The 17,080-nt window shown below is 60.9% G+C and carries 11 protein-coding genes, 1 tRNA gene and 2 pseudogenes; 3 read left to right on the top strand and 11 right to left on the bottom strand.

Features of this window, described 5'->3' with window-relative positions; translation table 11 throughout:
• Positions 1–20 precede the first annotated feature (20 nt).
• From dxs to ACSZOQ_RS14145, 5 genes are all read right to left on the bottom strand, one after another.
• Positions 21–1,946 (bottom strand): 1-deoxy-D-xylulose-5-phosphate synthase, encoded by a 1,926-nt coding sequence (dxs, locus tag ACSZOQ_RS14165; protein ID WP_439923117.1) that lies wholly within the window; start codon positions 1,944–1,946, stop codon positions 21–23.
• 528 nt (positions 1,947–2,474) lie between these two features.
• Entirely contained in the window at positions 2,475–2,726 is a 252-nt protein-coding gene (locus tag ACSZOQ_RS14160; RefSeq protein WP_439923116.1) for an exodeoxyribonuclease VII small subunit, read from the bottom strand.
• Positions 2,727–2,793: 67 nt separating this feature from the next.
• Positions 2,794–3,723: a histone deacetylase family protein gene (locus tag ACSZOQ_RS14155; protein ID WP_439923115.1), complete on the bottom strand. Its 930-nt coding sequence runs from the start codon at positions 3,721–3,723 to the stop codon at positions 2,794–2,796.
• Between the two features lie 97 nt (positions 3,724–3,820).
• The gene (locus tag ACSZOQ_RS14150) at positions 3,821–4,585 is read right to left on the bottom strand and encodes a crotonase/enoyl-CoA hydratase family protein (protein WP_439923114.1); all 765 of its coding nucleotides are present in this window, start codon (positions 4,583–4,585) and stop codon (positions 3,821–3,823) included.
• Between the two features lie 115 nt (positions 4,586–4,700).
• Positions 4,701–6,485, bottom strand: a complete 1,785-nt coding sequence (locus ACSZOQ_RS14145; protein ID WP_439923113.1) for an acyl-CoA dehydrogenase — start codon at positions 6,483–6,485, stop codon at positions 4,701–4,703.
• A gap of 272 nt (positions 6,486–6,757) precedes the next feature.
• On the opposite strand from ACSZOQ_RS14145, the gene ACSZOQ_RS14140 reads away from it, so the two are divergent.
• Together ACSZOQ_RS14140 and ACSZOQ_RS14135 are read left to right on the top strand one after the other, a co-directional pair.
• Positions 6,758–6,832: transfer RNA gene (locus ACSZOQ_RS14140), tRNA-Gln, on the top strand.
• 526 nt (positions 6,833–7,358) lie between these two features.
• A pseudogene (locus ACSZOQ_RS14135) lies at positions 7,359–7,475 on the top strand (VOC family protein); the annotation flags it as partial.
• A 149-nt stretch (positions 7,476–7,624) separates the two neighbouring features.
• Here ACSZOQ_RS14135 and ACSZOQ_RS14130 read toward each other — a convergent pair.
• Positions 7,625–12,706, bottom strand: coding sequence for a phosphorylase family protein (locus ACSZOQ_RS14130; RefSeq protein WP_439923112.1), 5,082 nt, complete (start codon positions 12,704–12,706; stop codon positions 7,625–7,627).
• Positions 12,707–13,367: 661 nt separating this feature from the next.
• On the opposite strand from ACSZOQ_RS14130, the pseudogene ACSZOQ_RS14125 reads away from it, so the two are divergent.
• Positions 13,368–13,799: pseudogene (locus ACSZOQ_RS14125) on the top strand (transposase); the annotation flags it as partial.
• 140 nt (positions 13,800–13,939) lie between these two features.
• On the opposite strand, the gene ACSZOQ_RS14120 reads toward ACSZOQ_RS14125, so the two are convergent.
• The 5 genes from ACSZOQ_RS14120 to ACSZOQ_RS14100 all read right to left on the bottom strand — a co-directional run bounded on the left by ACSZOQ_RS14120 (position 13,940) and on the right by ACSZOQ_RS14100 (position 17,061).
• A complete protein-coding gene (locus ACSZOQ_RS14120) occupies positions 13,940–15,478 on the bottom strand; it encodes a recombinase family protein (RefSeq protein ID WP_439923111.1) in 1,539 nt (512 codons plus the stop codon).
• Positions 15,468–15,965, bottom strand: coding sequence for a DUF2924 domain-containing protein (locus tag ACSZOQ_RS14115; RefSeq protein WP_439923110.1), 498 nt, complete (start codon positions 15,963–15,965; stop codon positions 15,468–15,470). Before ACSZOQ_RS14115 ends, ACSZOQ_RS14120 begins: the two co-directional genes overlap by 11 nt.
• The gene (locus ACSZOQ_RS14110; protein ID WP_439923109.1) at positions 15,962–16,315 is read right to left on the bottom strand and encodes a DUF3489 domain-containing protein; all 354 of its coding nucleotides are present in this window, start codon (positions 16,313–16,315) and stop codon (positions 15,962–15,964) included. The genes ACSZOQ_RS14115 and ACSZOQ_RS14110 overlap by 4 nt, the downstream gene beginning before the upstream one ends.
• Before the next feature lie 98 nt (positions 16,316–16,413).
• On the bottom strand, positions 16,414–16,635 hold the full coding sequence (locus ACSZOQ_RS14105) for a hypothetical protein (RefSeq protein WP_439923108.1): 222 nt from the start codon (positions 16,633–16,635) through the stop codon (positions 16,414–16,416).
• A 135-nt stretch (positions 16,636–16,770) separates the two neighbouring features.
• Positions 16,771–17,061 carry a helix-turn-helix domain-containing protein gene (locus ACSZOQ_RS14100; protein ID WP_439923107.1) on the bottom strand — a complete coding sequence of 97 codons (291 nt, stop codon included), beginning with the start codon at positions 17,059–17,061 and terminating at the stop codon, positions 16,771–16,773.
• Between the last annotated feature and the right edge of the window lie 19 nt (positions 17,062–17,080).

The raw sequence follows: 17,080 nt of genomic DNA, 5'->3' as shown, positions 1-17,080 counted from the left end.
GCGGAGAATCCGGAATCGGATCAGGCCAGCTTGACGGTCTCGGTGTTGACGTCCTTGCCAAGCGCCTCGAACACCTTGGCGACGATGCCCTTGGCATCTAGCCCGGCGTTCGCATACATCGCATTCGGCGTATCGTGGTCGAGAAACTCGTCGGGCAGGATCAGCGACCGCATCCGCAGGCCGCCATCGAGCATGCCATTGTCGGATAGCATCTGCATCACGTGTGAGCCGAAGCCGCCGATCGAGCCTTCCTCGATGGTGATCAGCACTTCGTGGTCACGCGCGAGCTTCATCACCAGATCGATGTCGAGCGGCTTCATGAAACGCGCATCGGCGATGGTGGTCGACAGGCCGTGCGCGGCAAGCTCGTCGGCCGCTTTCTCGCACTCGGCGAGGCGGGTACCGAACGACAGCAGCGCGACCTTGTTGCCTTGGCGAACGATGCGGCCCTTGCCGATCGGAAGCGGAATGCCGACCTCGGGCATTTCGACGCCGCGGCCTTCGCCGCGCGGATAGCGCACCGCGCTCGGGCGGTCGTTGATCGCGACCTGCGTTGCGACCATGTGCACCAGCTCGGCCTCGTCGGAGGCGGCCATGATCACGAAATTCGGCAGGCAGCCCAGGAATGCGTTGTCGAACGAGCCCGCATGTGTCGCGCCGTCGGCGCCGACGAGGCCGGCGCGGTCGATGGCGAAACGCACCGGCAGCGACTGGAGCGCTACGTCGTGCACGACCTGATCGTAGCCGCGTTGCAGGAAGGTGGAATAGATCGCGCAGAACGGCTTGAAGCCTTCGGTGGCAAGGCCGGCGGCGAAGGTCACCGCGTGCTGCTCGGCGATGCCGACGTCGAAAGTGCGCTTCGGGAACGCCTTGTTGAAGATGTCGACGCCGGTGCCGGACGGCATTGCCGCCGTGATGGCGACGATCTTGTCGTCCTTCTCGGCTTCCTTGACGAGACTCTGGCCGAACACGTTCTGATAGGCGGGCGCGTTCGGCTTGGATTTGGACTGCGCGCCGGTGGAGATGTCGAACTTGACCACCGCGTGATACTTGTCGGCGGCGGCTTCCGCCGGCGGATAGCCCTTGCCCTTCTGGGTCACAACGTGAACCAGGATCGGGCCGTTCTCCATGTCGCGGACGTTCTTCAGTACCGGCAGCAGGTGATCGAGGTTATGGCCGTCGATCGGGCCGACGTAGTAGAAGCCGAGTTCTTCGAACAACGTACCGCTGTTGACCATGAAGCCGCGCGAATATTCCTCGACCCGCTCCGCACGGTCGGCGATCATCTTGGGAAGGTGCTTGCCGAGCTGCTTGGCGGCCTCGCGCAGCGAGCGGTAGGTTTTTCCGGAGTAGAGCCGCGACAAGTAAGCCGACATCGCGCCGACTGGCGGTGCGATCGACATGTCGTTGTCGTTGAGAATGACGATCAGCCTCGAATTCATCGCGCCGGCATTGTTCATCGCCTCATACGCCATGCCCGCGGACATCGCGCCGTCGCCGATCACGGCGATGACGTTGTTCTTACCGCCAGAGAGGTCGCGCGCCACCGCCATGCCGAGGCTGGCGGAGATCGAGGTCGAGGAGTGCGCGGCGCCGAACGGATCGTAGTCGCTCTCGGTGCGCTTGGTGAATCCGGACAGTCCGCCGACGGTGCGCAGCGTGCGGATGCGGTCGCGGCGGCCGGTCAGGATCTTGTGCGGGTAGGCCTGATGGCCGACGTCCCAGATCAGCCGGTCGCGCGGGGTGTCGAAGATGTAGTGGATCGCCGTGGTCAATTCGACCACACCGAGACCAGCGCCGAAATGTCCTCCCGTCACCGACACCGCGTCGATGGTCTCCTTGCGCAATTCGTCCGCAACCTGCCGAACCTGCTCGACCTTGAGCTTGCGCAAGTCGGCGGGGGTGCGGATGGTGTCGAGAAGCGGGGTCTTACTGAAATCGGTCACTGCGACATTCCAATTTTGCATGTCCGGGAGCCTCGAACGGAGATAAGACGCCGGCGCCGTCGCGCAACAGACGTCCATGGGCTACAAAACCTCCCGAGCTGAGAAGCTTGAAGTTTGGCTGAATGCCCCGGTCAAGAACTGTGATAGACGTCACTATTTCCCGTGTCACGCGTTCCAATCATTTTTTGCAAGCTGCTTGAGGCGCTTACCGCCGCCTGAGCGCCGTGTGCGGAGCGGGTTCGGCAGCGCACAGTCCCAGAAGCATTACACCAAACCTGCGGCCAAAGCCAACGGGCAGCCCCCTTGAGTAGGGCAGACTCGGCCGAAGGTTCAAGGTTACGAGCCGACCTGCCGGAAACTGGAACATTAACGCGGTCAAGGGGCTGAGGTTGCATTCCCCTTGGAACTGCGGTCGCGCGACAATCAACGACAATTAGTTCAAGGACACTTAATTTGATAGCGTTGTTCGGGATGACCGCTGAATCGGGTCCTGTCGCGATCTGCCGGAGCATCCGGGCCCGGGGACCTTTACTGCACGTCGAGCGGTTCCGTGCCTGTTGCCTGGCCGGATGCGTCCGTGGTGATTTTTTCCACCCGCGCTTCGGCCTGGCGCAGCAACTCCTCGCAGCGCCGCTTCAGCGCTTCGCCGCGCTCATAGATCGCGACCGATTCCTCGAGCGGGACCTTCCCGTCCTCCAGGCGCTTGACGATGGATTCAAGCTCCGCAATGGCATGCTCGAAGGAAAGCGTCTTCACATCGGCAAGGATATTTTCGGCCATCTGAGCTTTCCGGAATCAATTGCTTGCGCGGGTCATGAGGAGTTTTTCGGCCCTGCGCGGCAGAATGTCACGCACCCATCAATGCGGTGACATGCGCGGCTACCGATTCCTGCAATCCTTTTAGATCATAGCCGCCCTCGAGGACCGAGACAATTCGGCCGCCCGCTGTCGCATCGGCGATATCCATCAATTCGCGCGTCACCCATCCGAAATCGCTCGCCTCAAGATTGAGGCTCGCCAGCGGATCGCGCCTGTGGGCATCGAAACCGGCAGAGATGACGAGGAGTTCGGGCGCGAATTTCGCGAGTTGCGGCAGAATCAGGTTCCGGAACGCCGAACGAAATTTGGCGCCGCCATCGCCCGCTGCCAGCGGCGCATTGACGATGGTGTCGTGATCGCCGCGTTCGCTGGTCGCGCCGCTGTAGGGAAACAGCGGCATCTGATGGGTCGAGCAATACATTACCGTTCGATCGGCCCAGAAGATGCCCTGCGTGCCGTTGCCGTGATGGACATCGAAGTCGACCACGGCCACGCGGCCGAGACCGTGCTTGCGCTGGGCATGACGCGCCGCGATCGCTGCATGGTCGAAAAAGCAGAAGCCCATCGCTCGGCCGGTCTCGGCATGATGTCCCGGCGGGCGCGTGGCGACGAACGCGTTACTGGCACGGCCAGCGATGACGGCCTCGGCCGCCGCGATCGCGCCGCCGACGCCGCGCATGGCCGCCTCCCAGGTCCCCGGCGACATCGAGGTGTCGCCGTCGATAAAGACCAGACTATCCGTTGGCGACATATGCCGGAGCTCGGCAATATAGTGCTCGCTGTGACAGAGCGCGACGGAATCCAACGATCCTTCCGGCGCTTCGCCACGTGCCAGGTGTTTGAAACGATCCTCGGCCAGCACCTCTTCGATGACGCGAATCCGATCCGGCCGCTCCGGATGGCCGGGCGGCATCAGATGATCGAAGCTGGCGGGATGGGTGAGAACGAGCGTTGTCATGCCATATCCTAACCGCCGCACTGGCATCGCGCGCGGCGGCGAAAAGGCAATCTACCGGGTCACGCCAGGTTCCGAAAGGGCTCCGCGCCGGTCGCTGTCATTCCTTCTTGCGCGCGAAAAAGGCCTGGAACGCGGCGATTGCTTCCTCCGAGCGCAACCGCTCGGCGAAGAGGCAGGCTTCCTGGTTGATCCGGCGCGTCAATTCATCCGGCGGCGGTTTCAGAAGCTTACGCGAAATGGCGACGGCTTCCGCCGGCAGCGCGCAGATCTCGCGGGCGATTTTTCCGGCCTCTGCCTCGGTGCTGCCCGGCGCGACCACGGTGCTGACGAAGCCCGCCTCGCGGGCATCGTCAGCACTGAGCGTGCGGCCCATCACCAGCATGGCGAAGGCGCGCTGATGTCCCATGGTCCGCGGCGCCAGCAGGCTGGACCCGCCTTCCGGCACCAGACCCAGATGGATGAAGGGCGTCGAGAACGACGCCGTCTGGCTCGCGAGGACATGATCGCAGTGGAACAGCATGGTGGTGCCGATGCCGATGGCGATGCCGTCCACCGCCGCGATCAGCGGCTTGGTATTGTGTACCAGGGAGTAAAGGAACGTCACGGCATCCGAGGCGAGGGGCGCAACACTGCCGCCGGACGTGCTGTCCTTGAGGAAGTCGTCGAGATCGTTGCCCGCCGTGAACACGCCCGAGCCGCCGGTGATGATGATGCAGCGGACCGCTGGGTCGTTTTGCGCGCTGTCGATCGCACCGCTCATCGCGCGATACATCTCGCGGGTAATCGCGTTCTTCTTGTCGGGCCGCCGCATGGTGATGATGCGGATGGCGTCATCGTCGCTGACTATGAGATGTCCGGTCAAGGTGCGCTCCCCAAAGATGCCGGCAGACAGGCAACCGGCATGGCGATTCAGGGTAAGCGAAGTTCTGTACCCGAACCACACCGGAATCGCGGAGTTGGTCGGTGCCGCAAGAAACTCATGCGAGCAAAACTGAGTCGGCGCCGTTCACGGCATCGGCGCCGTCGATCACTGTGCGCTCCAGCGCCGGAGCTTGCACAGCGATGTTCTCGGCAAAGAAGCGCGCCAGCGTGACGTAACGCCGAAAATCGCCGAACTCGTCGCCGAGATCGCGCGCCGCGAGGGCTTCCTCCGCGAGCTTGCATCCGCCGAGCGTCGATCCGAACAGCCGCAGATATGGAGTCGCGCCGGCCAGTGCATCGTTCGGCGTGGAGGCCAGCCGTTCCAGCAGCCATTTGCTGGTGCGTTCGAGAGAGCCGAGCGCCTCGCGCAGTTTCGTAGCCGTCGTGCCGAACGCAGGATCGTTCGAGGCTTCTACGCGCTCGACGGTCTTCGACAGTTCGTCGAGAAGAGCGAACACCGCCGCGCCGCGGTCGGTGCCGAGTTTTCGCATCACCAGGTCGATCGACTGGATGCCGTTGGTGCCCTCATAGATCGAGGTGATGCGCGCATCGCGAAAGTGCTGCGCCGCGCCGGTCTCCTCGATAAAGCCCATGCCGCCGTGAACCTGAATACCGAGAGAAGTGACCTCGTTGCCGATGTCGGTCGAGAACGCCTTTGCGACCGGCGTCAGCAGCGCGCCGCGGGCAGCGGCGGCTGCGCGCACTTCGGGATCGGTCGCGCGCGCCGCCACATCCAGCGCGACGGCCGTAGCGTAGCAAATGGTGCGGGCGGCTGCGGTGAGCGCCCGCATCTGCATCAGCATGCGCTTGACGTCGGGATGCACGATGATGGCGTCCATGCCGTCGCCGGATTTGCCGATGGCGCGGCCCTGCTTGCGCTCCTGCGCGAAGGCCAGCGCCTGCTGGTAGGCGCGGTCGGCGATGCCGACGCCCTCGAGTCCGACGCCAAGCCGTGCCTGGTTCATCATCGTGAACATGCACTGCATGCCGCGATTTTCCTCACCGATCAGGTAGCCGACAGCGCCGCCCGCGTCTCCCATGGTCATGGTACAGGTCGGTGACCCGTGGATGCCGAGCTTGTGCTCGATGCCAGTGGCGTGGATGTCGTTGCGCGCGCCGAGCGAGCCGTCCGCGTTGACGAGAAATTTCGGAATCAGGAACAGCGAGATTCCCTTGGTACTGGATGGCGCATCAGGCAACCGCGCGAGCACGAAATGCACGATGTTGTCGGTCATGTCGTGATCGCCATAGGTGATGAAGATCTTGGTACCGAAGATGCGATAGCTGCTGTCGGCCGCGCGTTCGGCCCGGCTGCGCAGCGCGCCGACATCCGAGCCCGCCTGCGGCTCGGTCAGTTGCATCGTTCCGGTCCATTCGCCGGACACCAGTTTTTCGAGGTAGATTGTCTTCAGCGCGTCGCTGCCATGGGCAGCGAGCGCTTCGATTGCGCTGAGTGTCAGCAGCGGGCACAGACCGAACGCGATATTCGCCGCGCTCCAGATTTCGGTGCAGGCGGCGTTGATCGCGAGCGGCAGTCCCTGTCCACCAAAATCCTCCGGCCCGGAGACGGCGTTCCAGCCCGCCGCGGTCCAGCGCCTGTAGGCATCGGCCCAGCCCGGCGCGGTAGTCACGCATCCGTCTTGCAGACTGGCCCCGTGCTGGTCGCCGGCGCGGTCGAGCAGCGCCAGCACTTCGCTGGCGAACCGGCCGGCTTCCTCCAGCACCGCCGCCGTGATCTCGGCATCGTAGTCGCCGTAGTGGCCGGCCTTGACCGCGGCCTGGAGCCCCGCGCCATGGTCGAGAGCAAGAAGCATGTCGCTGATCGGTGCGCGATAGGTCATGACGTGCCTCGCGAGCAATGGCCTGACAGGGAGGGGGGCTCCCAGCCATGTTATCAGCTATGAGTCGACTTTCCACGAAACCGGGAGTCTCTCAACTCTTTAAGGGATACAGTCATAGAGGCCGGTTCGGCCAGCGGCGATTCGAAACCGGACGGGATGACGCGGATGGGTCGCCTTGGGACGGCTTCAGCTGGTTGAAAAGACAAGGTTCTCTCTATAGACCGTCGTGGCTGAGGAGTTCGCGAGACCATATCCCGCGCGTTCCGGGCCGTTGGGGCGTAGCCAAGCGGTAAGGCAGGGGATTTTGATTCCCCCATTCGGAGGTTCGATCCCTCCCGCCCCAGCCACGCAGTGCGATATTTTCTGGAATCTCCGGAGAATAGCGCAAAGCCCGGCAATAGCGAGCTTTTGTGCATTCAGCTTTCGCCTCCACGCGCCCATTTCATGGTCATAGGGTAATTGAAATGCCAAAGGTCTCCGGCTGACGCCCCGAATATTCCCGTTTTTGGGAAGCCGAGACGGGAGACATAGTTCGATCCAGACTGCCGCCGGACGGTGGCAGTAGCCAAGTAGCACAAGCTGGACGAATTGGCGGCATGCTTGTCCTAACGTCGGTGCCCGACGGCATTGCTTGACCTGGCTAGGAATCGCTCGATCCGGTTGCGGTCGTGGTAAAGAAAAGAGCTGAAAGAATATCGGATCGCTGCGATTGCATTTTGGCGGGATTAATCCGGAGAGTCACTCTTGAGGAGTGCTCGAGGCGCCGTTGGTGTGGATGGGAAGCGAGTTAATGACCCGAGTAGACGGCTATGACCAAGTTCACTGCCCCATGAAACCGGACCAGAATTGACGTCAAAGGCAAAAGAATAAGCGATGGCCATTGCCAAGAACACTATCTGCCTGTGGTACGACAAGGACGCCGAGGCTGCGGCCCGCTTCTACGCCGAGACTTTTCCTGACAGTTCGGTGAGCGCCGTCCACCATGCCCCCTGACCTATTCTCGTCGTACTTGCCATCCGCTCAAACGACCGCTTTGCGCCCCCATTTCGGTCGTTAAGGCATCCGCAGCAATATCCCGAAAGCAGTCATTCGCGGGACTAGGCGCGGGAGCCCTTTGCGCAAAATCGGGCCAAGAATTCCTAAGTGGCTCTTCTCAGTTGCGGCACGCGGCGCGTCCTGCGAGGCAATCGGCGGCGTGTACTCGGCGCCGAATCTCGGAATCTGTTGTCGATCTGATGAAGGGTTTCCTGCGCGGTATATGCGTTGACCTCAAGAAGATCTTCGAACAAGTCGGTTCCTCGTTCTCGCGTCGCCGGGCCAAGGCGGTGCAACGTGATTGAGATGTCGACAAGCTCAGCGGCGTTCCCGGCTGTTGCGGTCCGAGTATCACACAGTTCCCCCTTCCAGGTCGCGACCAAGGCAGATGCGATGGTTCCAACCAGTTCGGCACCGTCCGGAAGAAGCGTCTGCAGCCGATCGACGATAAAGTTCGATTCTACCGGCGAATGCTTCTCGATGAAGGGGGCAAGGGCCGCAAGAAACTCCAGCCATTCCGGCGCAGGCGTTATGTCGTCCACAATGCGGAACAAGTCGGTGATGGCGGCCCAGGTGCGATCGTCGGCGCCGGGAATTGCCTTCTTTAGAATCTCGACACATGCCCTTCGCCGCGAATCGTCTGGCCATATATTGACAGCGGCATAGGCAACTCCGGTCAGCGCTTCAGGCGGCCCTTCTTTCAGGATGGCATCCACCATCTGCGTCGACCACAAGAGCTTCGGCTGGACAACAGAGATAAGACCCGCAAGCTCACCGCGCGCCTGCTGCACCAACGGTGCCGTGTGGCCTTGCCAATTCAAGAGCACGCCCTCGACGAAGGCGGGTATCACCCATTGAAGATGCGCCAACAGAATCGCTGCTTCGCGGGATGTCTGCAGTCCGGGGTACCGCGCGAATAGCTCGATCAGGAATTCATGGAATTTCGTGGGGTCGTCGGGCCGAACATATTGCATGAAGCGTAGCATCGCTCCCCATACCCGCACGTCGTCGCTCTCTTGTAGGTGGCGCTGGAATAGCGCCACCAGTTCGTCGGGACACTTTCGTTGGAGATAGACTCGCGCCAGCACCTCGAGGATGGGAAAATTCCCATGCGGCAGCACGCTGAAACCACCCATTCCCCAGAGTACGGATTCGTCTCGGGACGGCTTGCTGGATTCTTCGGCGCCAGTGTCGAGGAGCGTCTCCTGATCTTCGACGTCGACGTCGGTCGGTGGGTCTGGAGGTTTACTCAGCCAGCCGCTGAGGAGATCTACGATCTCATCACTGAGCGGCTTGTCGCGATTTACGATGCGCTCGAGGCCGCGCGCAACGCTCCCGCGATATTCCTCTCCCGCAAACCCGCGGTCCTCCAGGTCGAGGATGACGCGCTCCAAGGTCGGGGGATCGGCAACCTCGCCAAGCTCCGCTACCGCATATCCGGCGGCGCGCGTTCCGAACTCCGGATCGAGCTCGGCGATGATTCTGAAAGCACGCTCCGGGCTTGCCTTTGCAAAGCTCGCAAATTCGCGCGAGAGCTGAACATTACCGCCCTTCATCCAGTCCCGCGGATTGTCCCACTCGGTAGCGTCAGGTAGCCGCTTGAAGGCATTGATGATCTCCTCGTCCTTTGCCTTTGACATGGAGTCGACGGACATCGGTGAGCCGATCCAACGCGCTTCAATCTCGGCTTTCACGCGCCGCTCACCAAACTTACGCATGCCCTCGGCGACTCTCTGCGTCGTTGCCTTGGTTAGCCGCTCGGTCGGCAGCGACTGAAGAAGCCGCAGCTTTACGTGCTCGATGGCCTTAAGGAAGCTGCGGCGTTGCTTTGGGTCCCGTTCATCTCCAGGCGACGGTCTGTAAGACCCGACATAATCGGAGAATTGCCTGATTTGATCGTCGGACCAGTGCGCAGCTGCCGCTTCAACGAGACGCCTTGTCGTCCCGCTTCCGTCGTGGATGTCGCCGAGGTGAAGTCGCCTAACGTCACCCATTAGGTAGGTTAGCGCGAAGTCGGCTAACTTGTCTGCGTGTGCTGCGAGAGTGTGTGCGAACAAGCGGTGAGCGGGAACCGAGTCTTCGCTTTGATGCTCAAGTATCCAGGCCCGCGCGGCCTCCGGACTTTTGTCGGCGAGCGAGTCGAGGGCCGTGATGAATGCCGCGAGAAGAGCATGCTCCCCTAGACGGCCTGACTCTTCTTCGTCAAATTTTGGATCGACGCCATAGGGAATTGCGTAGCCAAGGTCGCCTCGCTCACCCTTCGCTTCCCTCAGTGTGGCAAGCGCGCGCTCGAGCCAAGGCCAAAGCATGGCTAAGAATTTCTCCGGCAGAGTCCGAGCAATCTCGTCAAGCGTGCTGTAGCCGTCACTCTGTTCGAGAAGCTTGTGGAAGGGCTCGGACGGGGAACCGTGCAGATAGTACGAGAGTGATCCCTCATCCTCTGGGTTGGTCGCAGCAACTCGCGAGGCGGACTCGGCCATCGTAGCGGCCAGCTGCTTGTCCAGCCTTGCCAGCGTAAGCCTCAGTGCAACATCTGGCTGCTCGGCACCGACTACGGATATCGCGTGCTCGAACGCGAAATCGACGATGTCCGTACGCTTGATCACCTCAATTGCCATGTCAAGTTCGGCATCGGACCACGTGGGCACTTCCTGAAGCACGGCCCAAATATTTCCGTCATTCTCCTGGTCGTGAAGCCAAACCGATCTCATCAGCCCTACGACGCTGGCGCTGTCAAAACGCACGGCCCTTATGAGCGTCATCGTGGCGATGCCGACTTCGGCGCGTGTCGTCATCGCCTCGCGTATTGCCGAGTGCTGCAGGCGATCGAACCAGCCGGGGCTACCCTGCATGGCTTGAAGCGCGATGCTCCGGATCGCCGAAGCGAGTGCCGATTGCATCAGCGACACTTCGACTTCGGTCGGCGCACTCTGGCTGCCCAAAAAATCGACAAGCAGGAATCTCAGATGGCGGCGATCCGCCCCGTTCCAAATGGCTTCGATTTCGGAGGCATAGGTCGGAGGGTCGACATTGCGAAGATAGGAGAGACCAGCCCACGTCTTAGGCCGGATGAAAAGTGACGCTTGTCTCCCCAGCACGTAAGCTGACAACCGCCCCTCTTTCTCTGCGAAAGAACGAGCGAGCGCGTGCTCGAACAGAGTCTGGTGCGTGAACCCGATCTTGCCATCCGAACCGAAGTCGGTAAGTACGCCGGCGGCGATTAATGCGGCGACTTCCTCGGGCTCGGCCGCATATCGCGCACTTGGAACCCACAAGTTCTCGTGCCCCGCCATGTCTTCGGCAATCCGCGAGGTTAGTGCTGCGAGTGCTCCACCCTTGGGCGCCGCGAGGATGCGTTCCTTCCAAAGTCGGTCGAGCAACTTCTGATAGTTGGTGAAATCGTCGGCACCACCTCCCTCTAAAAGGCTGAGAAAGGTCTTCAAGGTCTGTGGAGACCTCATAAGGCGCTGTGCGTCCGTCGGCCATCCCGCAGCCTTTACGTCGCTACGTTCGAGGATTTCCAAGACAGTCGACCATGCGGGCAAGTCGAGGTGAAGGCTATCGGCGCGCACCGTCTTAAGGCGAGTATCGTGCTCGTACTCGAACGTTCGTGAGGAGATGATGACGTGTACGTTGTCGTCTCCGCCTAGCCTGCGAACGATGTTGAGCAACACGTTCAATCGACCGGTTTTGAGGTCGATGTAGGTCGCGAGCGCATCGAGCTGATCGATAATGAAAACAACCGGCCTAGTCTTGGCAATGCCTGACAGTAAACTCGTGACGGGTTGGTCCAATCCGAGTGCGATTCGCAAAGCCTCTTCATCAGCGACCGACGGATCGATTAGATCCGCCTTGATCGCGAGAAAGGGTAGCTGACGCTCTCTGAGATGCCGCGCGAGCGTGGCTAGCAGTGCCGACTTGCCGGCGCCTGGCTCGCCAAGCAGAGCGGTTGTCGATCCTTCGGATCGCTCGATCTTCGCCAACAGGGTATCCAGCTCCGGGCGGGGAATTTCGGTGCCGTCCGGTAAGCTCCTCGACCACTCCAAGAGGTCCCGCGACGCTGCTTCGAGAGATTTCAGGGACGTGCGGGCCGTGGCAAAGGCATCTTCTTCGACAACGCTCGTCAAGGAAGCTCCCAGCTTTGCCGATAGGAGCTCGGCGAGAGCGGGGTCCGAAGCGCGTTTAACGTCTTCAGCCCGCAGCGAAAAGATCATGTGGAACGAACCGCTTTCGGTTCGCTCAAGCTCAATGGAATCATCGTTGAGGTGTTGGCGGAGGACCTCAGCAATCTTCTCGCAGCGCGAGGGCGGAAAATCCTCCGGTTGCCCCGCAAACGAAAAAGCTACGCTTACGCGGTCCTGATGCGGCTCAGAAGGTGGCGGCAATTGTTCAGGTGGCGGCGCCAGGGCGGCGGGCGTCTCTCCCCTACCTCTTAGCGAACTCGCCGGATAACGCTTCATCCTGAGCGCGATGAGTTCGAACGCAAAGGCCGCGGCATGGGCCGCGGCAACCGGTTGATAGATGGCGTCTTTTTCAGGCTCCTTGCCTTCTCGGGCATCGGAGATTCCGCGGATAACAATTGCGGGTGTGCTTTCCAGGCGCGCAGCAAACAGTGCGCCGTAGCCCTCCATTTCGACCGCTTGCGCATCACCGCAATGCTTCGAAATCTGGACTTCTAGTTGTGAGGTCGCGTCTGCGGACACAGCCTCTACCGAAACAATAGGAGCGATCACTGCGCCCGGGGGACGCGGCTTTGGATAATCCTCCGCGCTTGGCAGCGAACCTCGGAGCGCCGGTCGTATGCGATCCATCCATTCACCGTCGCGCTCAACCTTTGTGGCCAGTTGCACAAGTACCTGATCGGCCGGGAACCCCGCCGTCCGTGCATTGAACTCGCCGCCCTCGTACTTGCCCGAATAGGGGTAATAGATTTCGCTCGAGGCGACCACCGACCCAATCGGCACGTCCTTCTTACGGGATCCCGCCACACCGACAAACACGATCATGTCGAATGGACCGCATTCCTGGGCGGGATAGATGACCGATGCCTGTGCCTCGAGATTGCCGGCGCGGCTTTCGGCAACGACGACAAAGCAGTCTTCGCCATGCGAGGAGAAAATGCCGAGCTCTACAATTTGGTGATTGCGAAGAGTCTTGTCCCCCACAGCCTCAAGGTGCGCGCGCACTGAACGCATCTCGAGCGCAATGGCCGTCACAATGAGGACGCGGCGGAGGCCACGTCGGTCAGCTTCGGCAAAAATATCGTCTGCGCTTTGGGTAGTCACATGCCCTCGGAAACTAAAACAGAATAATCAAAATTATCAGAGCCGCGGGATCGAGAACAACAGATTCGGCTCAACACTTTCAAGCAAAACGCCCACCGCGCGGAGGCGCGAAACGTAGTTCAACCACGATCTGTGAACGGCAGCTAAGTGAACTATGAGGCACGAAAGCTGAGCGTCTGCAAGCGGCCCCCCAACCCGCCTGAATGAATCCTTTCCGATCTGGAGGTACTAGGGGGCATAGGGCTGGACTGGGGTGGATTCCGATCCGACCGCTTCTGTGGCGGAGTTGGAAAAGTGGCCATTCCGGTGTCTGCTGCACTTCGACCACGACGCACTCATCCCTCAAGCGATTGAGGCCCGGCACTTGCGGCGCCTGCTTGGCGGGGCAAGGTGCTCGCCATGAAAAATAAGGACACGTGGCGCGGCACGCCTTGTAATCAGAGGCACGCTCCTGTCCAGATCGGCGCTTCGATCCTCCCTCAGGAAGTGCAGGCTCTGAGTGCGAAATAGATCGGGAGTGTCAATCGGCACATTCTCGCGATCTTACTTGGTCTTCGACGCGGATCGCAACCATTACACCTGCCCGCAGGGCAAGTTGCTGTTCAGACGGGCTTACGCAACACCGCGCTCAGGCATCACCAAGGACGGGACGCGACTCTACCGCGCGAGCAAATCCGATTGCCAGGGCTGCACATCCAAGGAGCGGTGCTGTCCGAACACGCCGCAGCGCAAAGTGCCGCGCGATATTGATGAAGATGCCCGCGATGTGGCCCGAGCATTGGTGAATACGCCAGCTTACGAACGTTCGCGGCATCGCCGCAAGAAGGTCGAGATGCTGTTCGCTCATCTCAAGCGTATCCTCAGGCTCAACCGCCTGAGATTGCGCGGCCCCTGCGGCGCACGAGATGAATTCCTTCTCGCCGCCACCGCTCAGAACCTGAGAAAGCTCGCAAAGCTTCGACCAATGCCGGTCCTCGGTCCTGTGGGAGTATGACAATGCGCATGCTCTCCGAGATCGATGCTCTCATGCGCAGGGCAGCTCAACGCGTCGGAAAATAGGCCCTGGACCCCGCGAAGCGACAAGCACGATGCAAGTCGGGGACTAAATCAACAATGTCGGCGCAAAGCAGACATTCAGGCCATTAGTCGCGGCCTATTCTCTATCGCTTCCCGCTGATTGGACCACGAGAGCGGCAACGTTTTAGGGATCGCCACCAAAGTTGGCGTGTTTCCCGCTCCTCCCATAATTACTGCTTCTGTGATTAATGGCGATAGAAATGCGAGGCGGAGCTGTTGGCGGATAATCTTGGGATGAAGTTTGACGTCTTTAGCGAGCGCCTCAATCGAATCGTAGCGCTCGGAGGTGAGGTCGTTGAGCCAGGCGTGGGCGCGGACGATGGCCTGGAGAAGCTTGGGATCGGGTTTACTCTGGTCGGTGGGCTCGATGACCGCGGCGGTGTTGGTTTTCACTAATTTCCAGGGAATCTCGATGGGCCGTTCCGCGTAGGAGGGCTTCATGGCAATGCGGACATGGTTGCTGTTGATGACGACGCGGTCGATGCCGTCGAAGATGTCGGATGGTGCGGCATGGGCGAGGTTGAGCCGCTCCCGAACGGTGCGCTCGATCAGCTGCTCGATCTCGGTTGCCGGCAGCCGTTTGACCGATCCGGCGAGGTGCTTTCGTCCCCGCAACGCCGCGCTGACGTAGAAGCGATATCGGACGCCGTTCTTGCGGGTAAAGCTCGGGCCCATCCGGTTGCCTCGATCGTCGAACAGTTTACCGGTCAGGGGTGCGTCGTTGGCTGACTGGCCTTTCGGTCGCTCGATGGTGTTGGATTTGAGCTGATCCTGGACGCGGGTGAAGGTGGTGCGGTCCAGGATCGGCTGATGCTCGCCCTTGAACCATTTGCCGCCGTGATGAATCTCGCCGAGATAGATGCGGTTCTTCAGGAGGTAGGCGAGGGGCCCATAAGTGAAGGGAATGCCGCCCTGGTATTTCTTGACCTCGGTCTTGCGGCGCTTGGTAAAAATCCGCCGCTTATCGAGTTCGGGGATCAATTTGTTGAGTGATCCTGCCTGCAGATAAAGCTTGAAGATGGTCCAAATGGTTTGTGCCTCGGTCTTGTTGATGGCGAGCTTCCTGTCCTTGATCTCATAGCCGAGTGGCACCGTGCCGCCGGTCCATTTGCCTTTCTTTCGAGAGGCAGCAATCTTGTCCTTGACTCGCTCGGATGCGAGCTCCCGCTCGAACTGGGCAAAGGACAACAGCACATTCAGGGTGAGGCGGCCCATGGAGGTTGTGGTATTGAACTGCTGGGTCACCGCGACGAACGAGATCGAGCGGGCATCGAAGGTCTCAACCAGCTTGGCAAAATCGGCCAGCGACCGGGTCAGGCGGTCGATCTTGTAGACCACGACCACGTCGACCTTGCCGGCCTCGATATCGGCGAGAAGACGCTTCACGGCAGGGCGGTCGAGATTGCCGCCCGAATAGGCCGGATCGTCATAGCGGGCGGCAAGCGCTCGCCAGCCCTGGGAGGCCTGACTCTTAACATAAGCCTCGCAAGCCTCCCGCTGGGCGTCGAGCGAGTTGAACTCCTGCTCGAGGCCGTGCTCGGTGGATTTGCGGGTATAGACGGCACAGCGCAAAATACGCCGGCGTTCAATCGCCATTCGACATATCCTCCGAACCCGATGGCGCCGTCGACGATCGCAATCCAAAGAAGCGCGGCCCGTTCCATCTGGTGCCCGCAATCTTCGTGGCGATCTCGGACAGGCTGGCGTAGGTCTTGCCTTGGTAAGAAAATCCCTCCGCCGTGACCTTCACCCGATAGGTCGCGCCGCGCCAGGTTCGCACCAGCTCCGAGCCCGCCTTGATCCTGCGGGGCAGCTCCAACTTGCCGTTTGGTTTGTTTCGAGCCGCCTTGATCAACTGCCTCAATATTCGGCTGCTGTCGTTGGAGAGACCGCCATAGGCGCGCTCCTGAATCCGGTGAGCAATGCTGCGGCGAAGCAGGTCCGGGCCGAAGGCTTTTGGTGGTTCGGCCCGGAACAGCTCGCGATATCGCCTTCTCAAGTTCGCGATCGGTGTCGTCGGGAGTTTCGCCAATTCGGCTTCGACGACCCTGTCGCTGCCGACAGGGCGTACCGGTCGGATCATGACGACGCGCGACCCTTGATGCGATAGGTCCGGTCACTGCCATCCTTTCGCGACTCGACCTTGAGTTTGAGCTTCTTTTTGACGACGCCGGACAGAAAGCCTCGCACCGAATGCGGTTGCCAGCCAGTGGCCTCGGTGATCTGCGGGATCGTGGCGCCTTTCGCGCGTTGCAGCAATGCAAGCACCGCTTCCTGTTTCGACGGGCTGGCGCGGTCCTTCACTTGGGGTACGGCAACGGCTGCCTTGGCCGGCTTGATCGCTGGTCTCGCTTTGGGCTTGGCCTGATGGGTCCGGCGTGAATGGGCTTTGGCAGCCTTTACCGGCTGCGGCTTACGTTTGCGGACCGACATTATTGATCTCCTCTGTGTCATTCACACCATCAGGCGGTGCCACTGACGCGACCTCGCCGACTGGGCGAGGGAGGAGAAGTCCTTAAGGTGGTTCGCGGCTAGTCCGTCGCGAGCCGGTTCAGGAGAGAAGCCGCATCATGCAAGCGCCCGGCTTCATAGATCAGCTGTTCGATATCCATGGAGACCTCAACGCCCTCAGCAACTGCGCCGTTTTGGGCAGAGGCTTGGGCAGCCTTGGCAATTCGTGTCGCCTCGCCGAGTTTACTGTGAATCTCGGCAATGATGAGTTTGATCGCGGGTTCGATGCTGGCGCGGTCCATCGGGCCCTCCTTAAAAGCTGGACCCACTACCGCTCTGCTGCCGCGCGAAGTCGAGCGGAAACTGGATAATCTTGTGGCGAAGATTGCGGGCATCCGATCACGATGTGATCTGGGACGGAAATGTTGGGCCGCAGGCTATTTCGGCGGAGAACGCCGGGTCTTCGCCGGCTTGCCCGCAACAAAATCCCGCAGCAATTTGATGGGATCTGACCCAATGGCCCGAACGATTGCCACGAACTCGACGACATCAATACGGCGCTCACCGCCCTCGTATTTGGCGACAAAGGATTGAGGCTTCTTGAGGCGGCGCGCCAGTTCATGCTGGGTCAGGCCGGCCTGCTTACGGGCAGCCACCATCAGGGCGCAAAAGGCGGCCTGGTCTGAGGAGTGGACGGTCTTGTCGATCCCGCGGGCGGAAGCTGTCATCGCCCGGGCAAGCTGATCC

The organism is Nitrobacter sp. JJSN, assembly GCF_051912485.1.
Lineage (GTDB): Bacteria > Pseudomonadota > Alphaproteobacteria > Rhizobiales > Xanthobacteraceae > Nitrobacter.
The sequence above is the reverse complement of the archived record's forward strand: the minus strand, read 5'-3'. Positions and strand labels throughout refer to the sequence as shown.

Coding starts and splice junctions, on each gene's coding strand:
- ACSZOQ_RS14145 (WP_439923113.1), bottom strand. CDS start 6,485: ATGACCTATCGCGCACCGATCAGCGACATGCTTCTTGCTCTCGACCAT.
- ACSZOQ_RS14105 (WP_439923108.1), bottom strand. CDS start 16,635: ATGGACCGCGCCAGCATCGAACCCGCGATCAAACTCATCATTGCCGAG.
- ACSZOQ_RS14100 (WP_439923107.1), bottom strand. CDS start 17,061: ATGACAGCTTCCGCCCGCGGGATCGACAAGACCGTCCACTCCTCAGAC.
- ACSZOQ_RS14120 (WP_439923111.1), bottom strand. CDS start 15,478: ATGGCGATTGAACGCCGGCGTATTTTGCGCTGTGCCGTCTATACCCGC.
- ACSZOQ_RS14155 (WP_439923115.1), bottom strand. CDS start 3,723: ATGACAACGCTCGTTCTCACCCATCCCGCCAGCTTCGATCATCTGATG.
- ACSZOQ_RS14110 (WP_439923109.1), bottom strand. CDS start 16,315: ATGTCGGTCCGCAAACGTAAGCCGCAGCCGGTAAAGGCTGCCAAAGCC.
- ACSZOQ_RS14115 (WP_439923110.1), bottom strand. CDS start 15,965: ATGATCCGACCGGTACGCCCTGTCGGCAGCGACAGGGTCGTCGAAGCC.
- ACSZOQ_RS14160 (WP_439923116.1), bottom strand. CDS start 2,726: ATGGCCGAAAATATCCTTGCCGATGTGAAGACGCTTTCCTTCGAGCAT.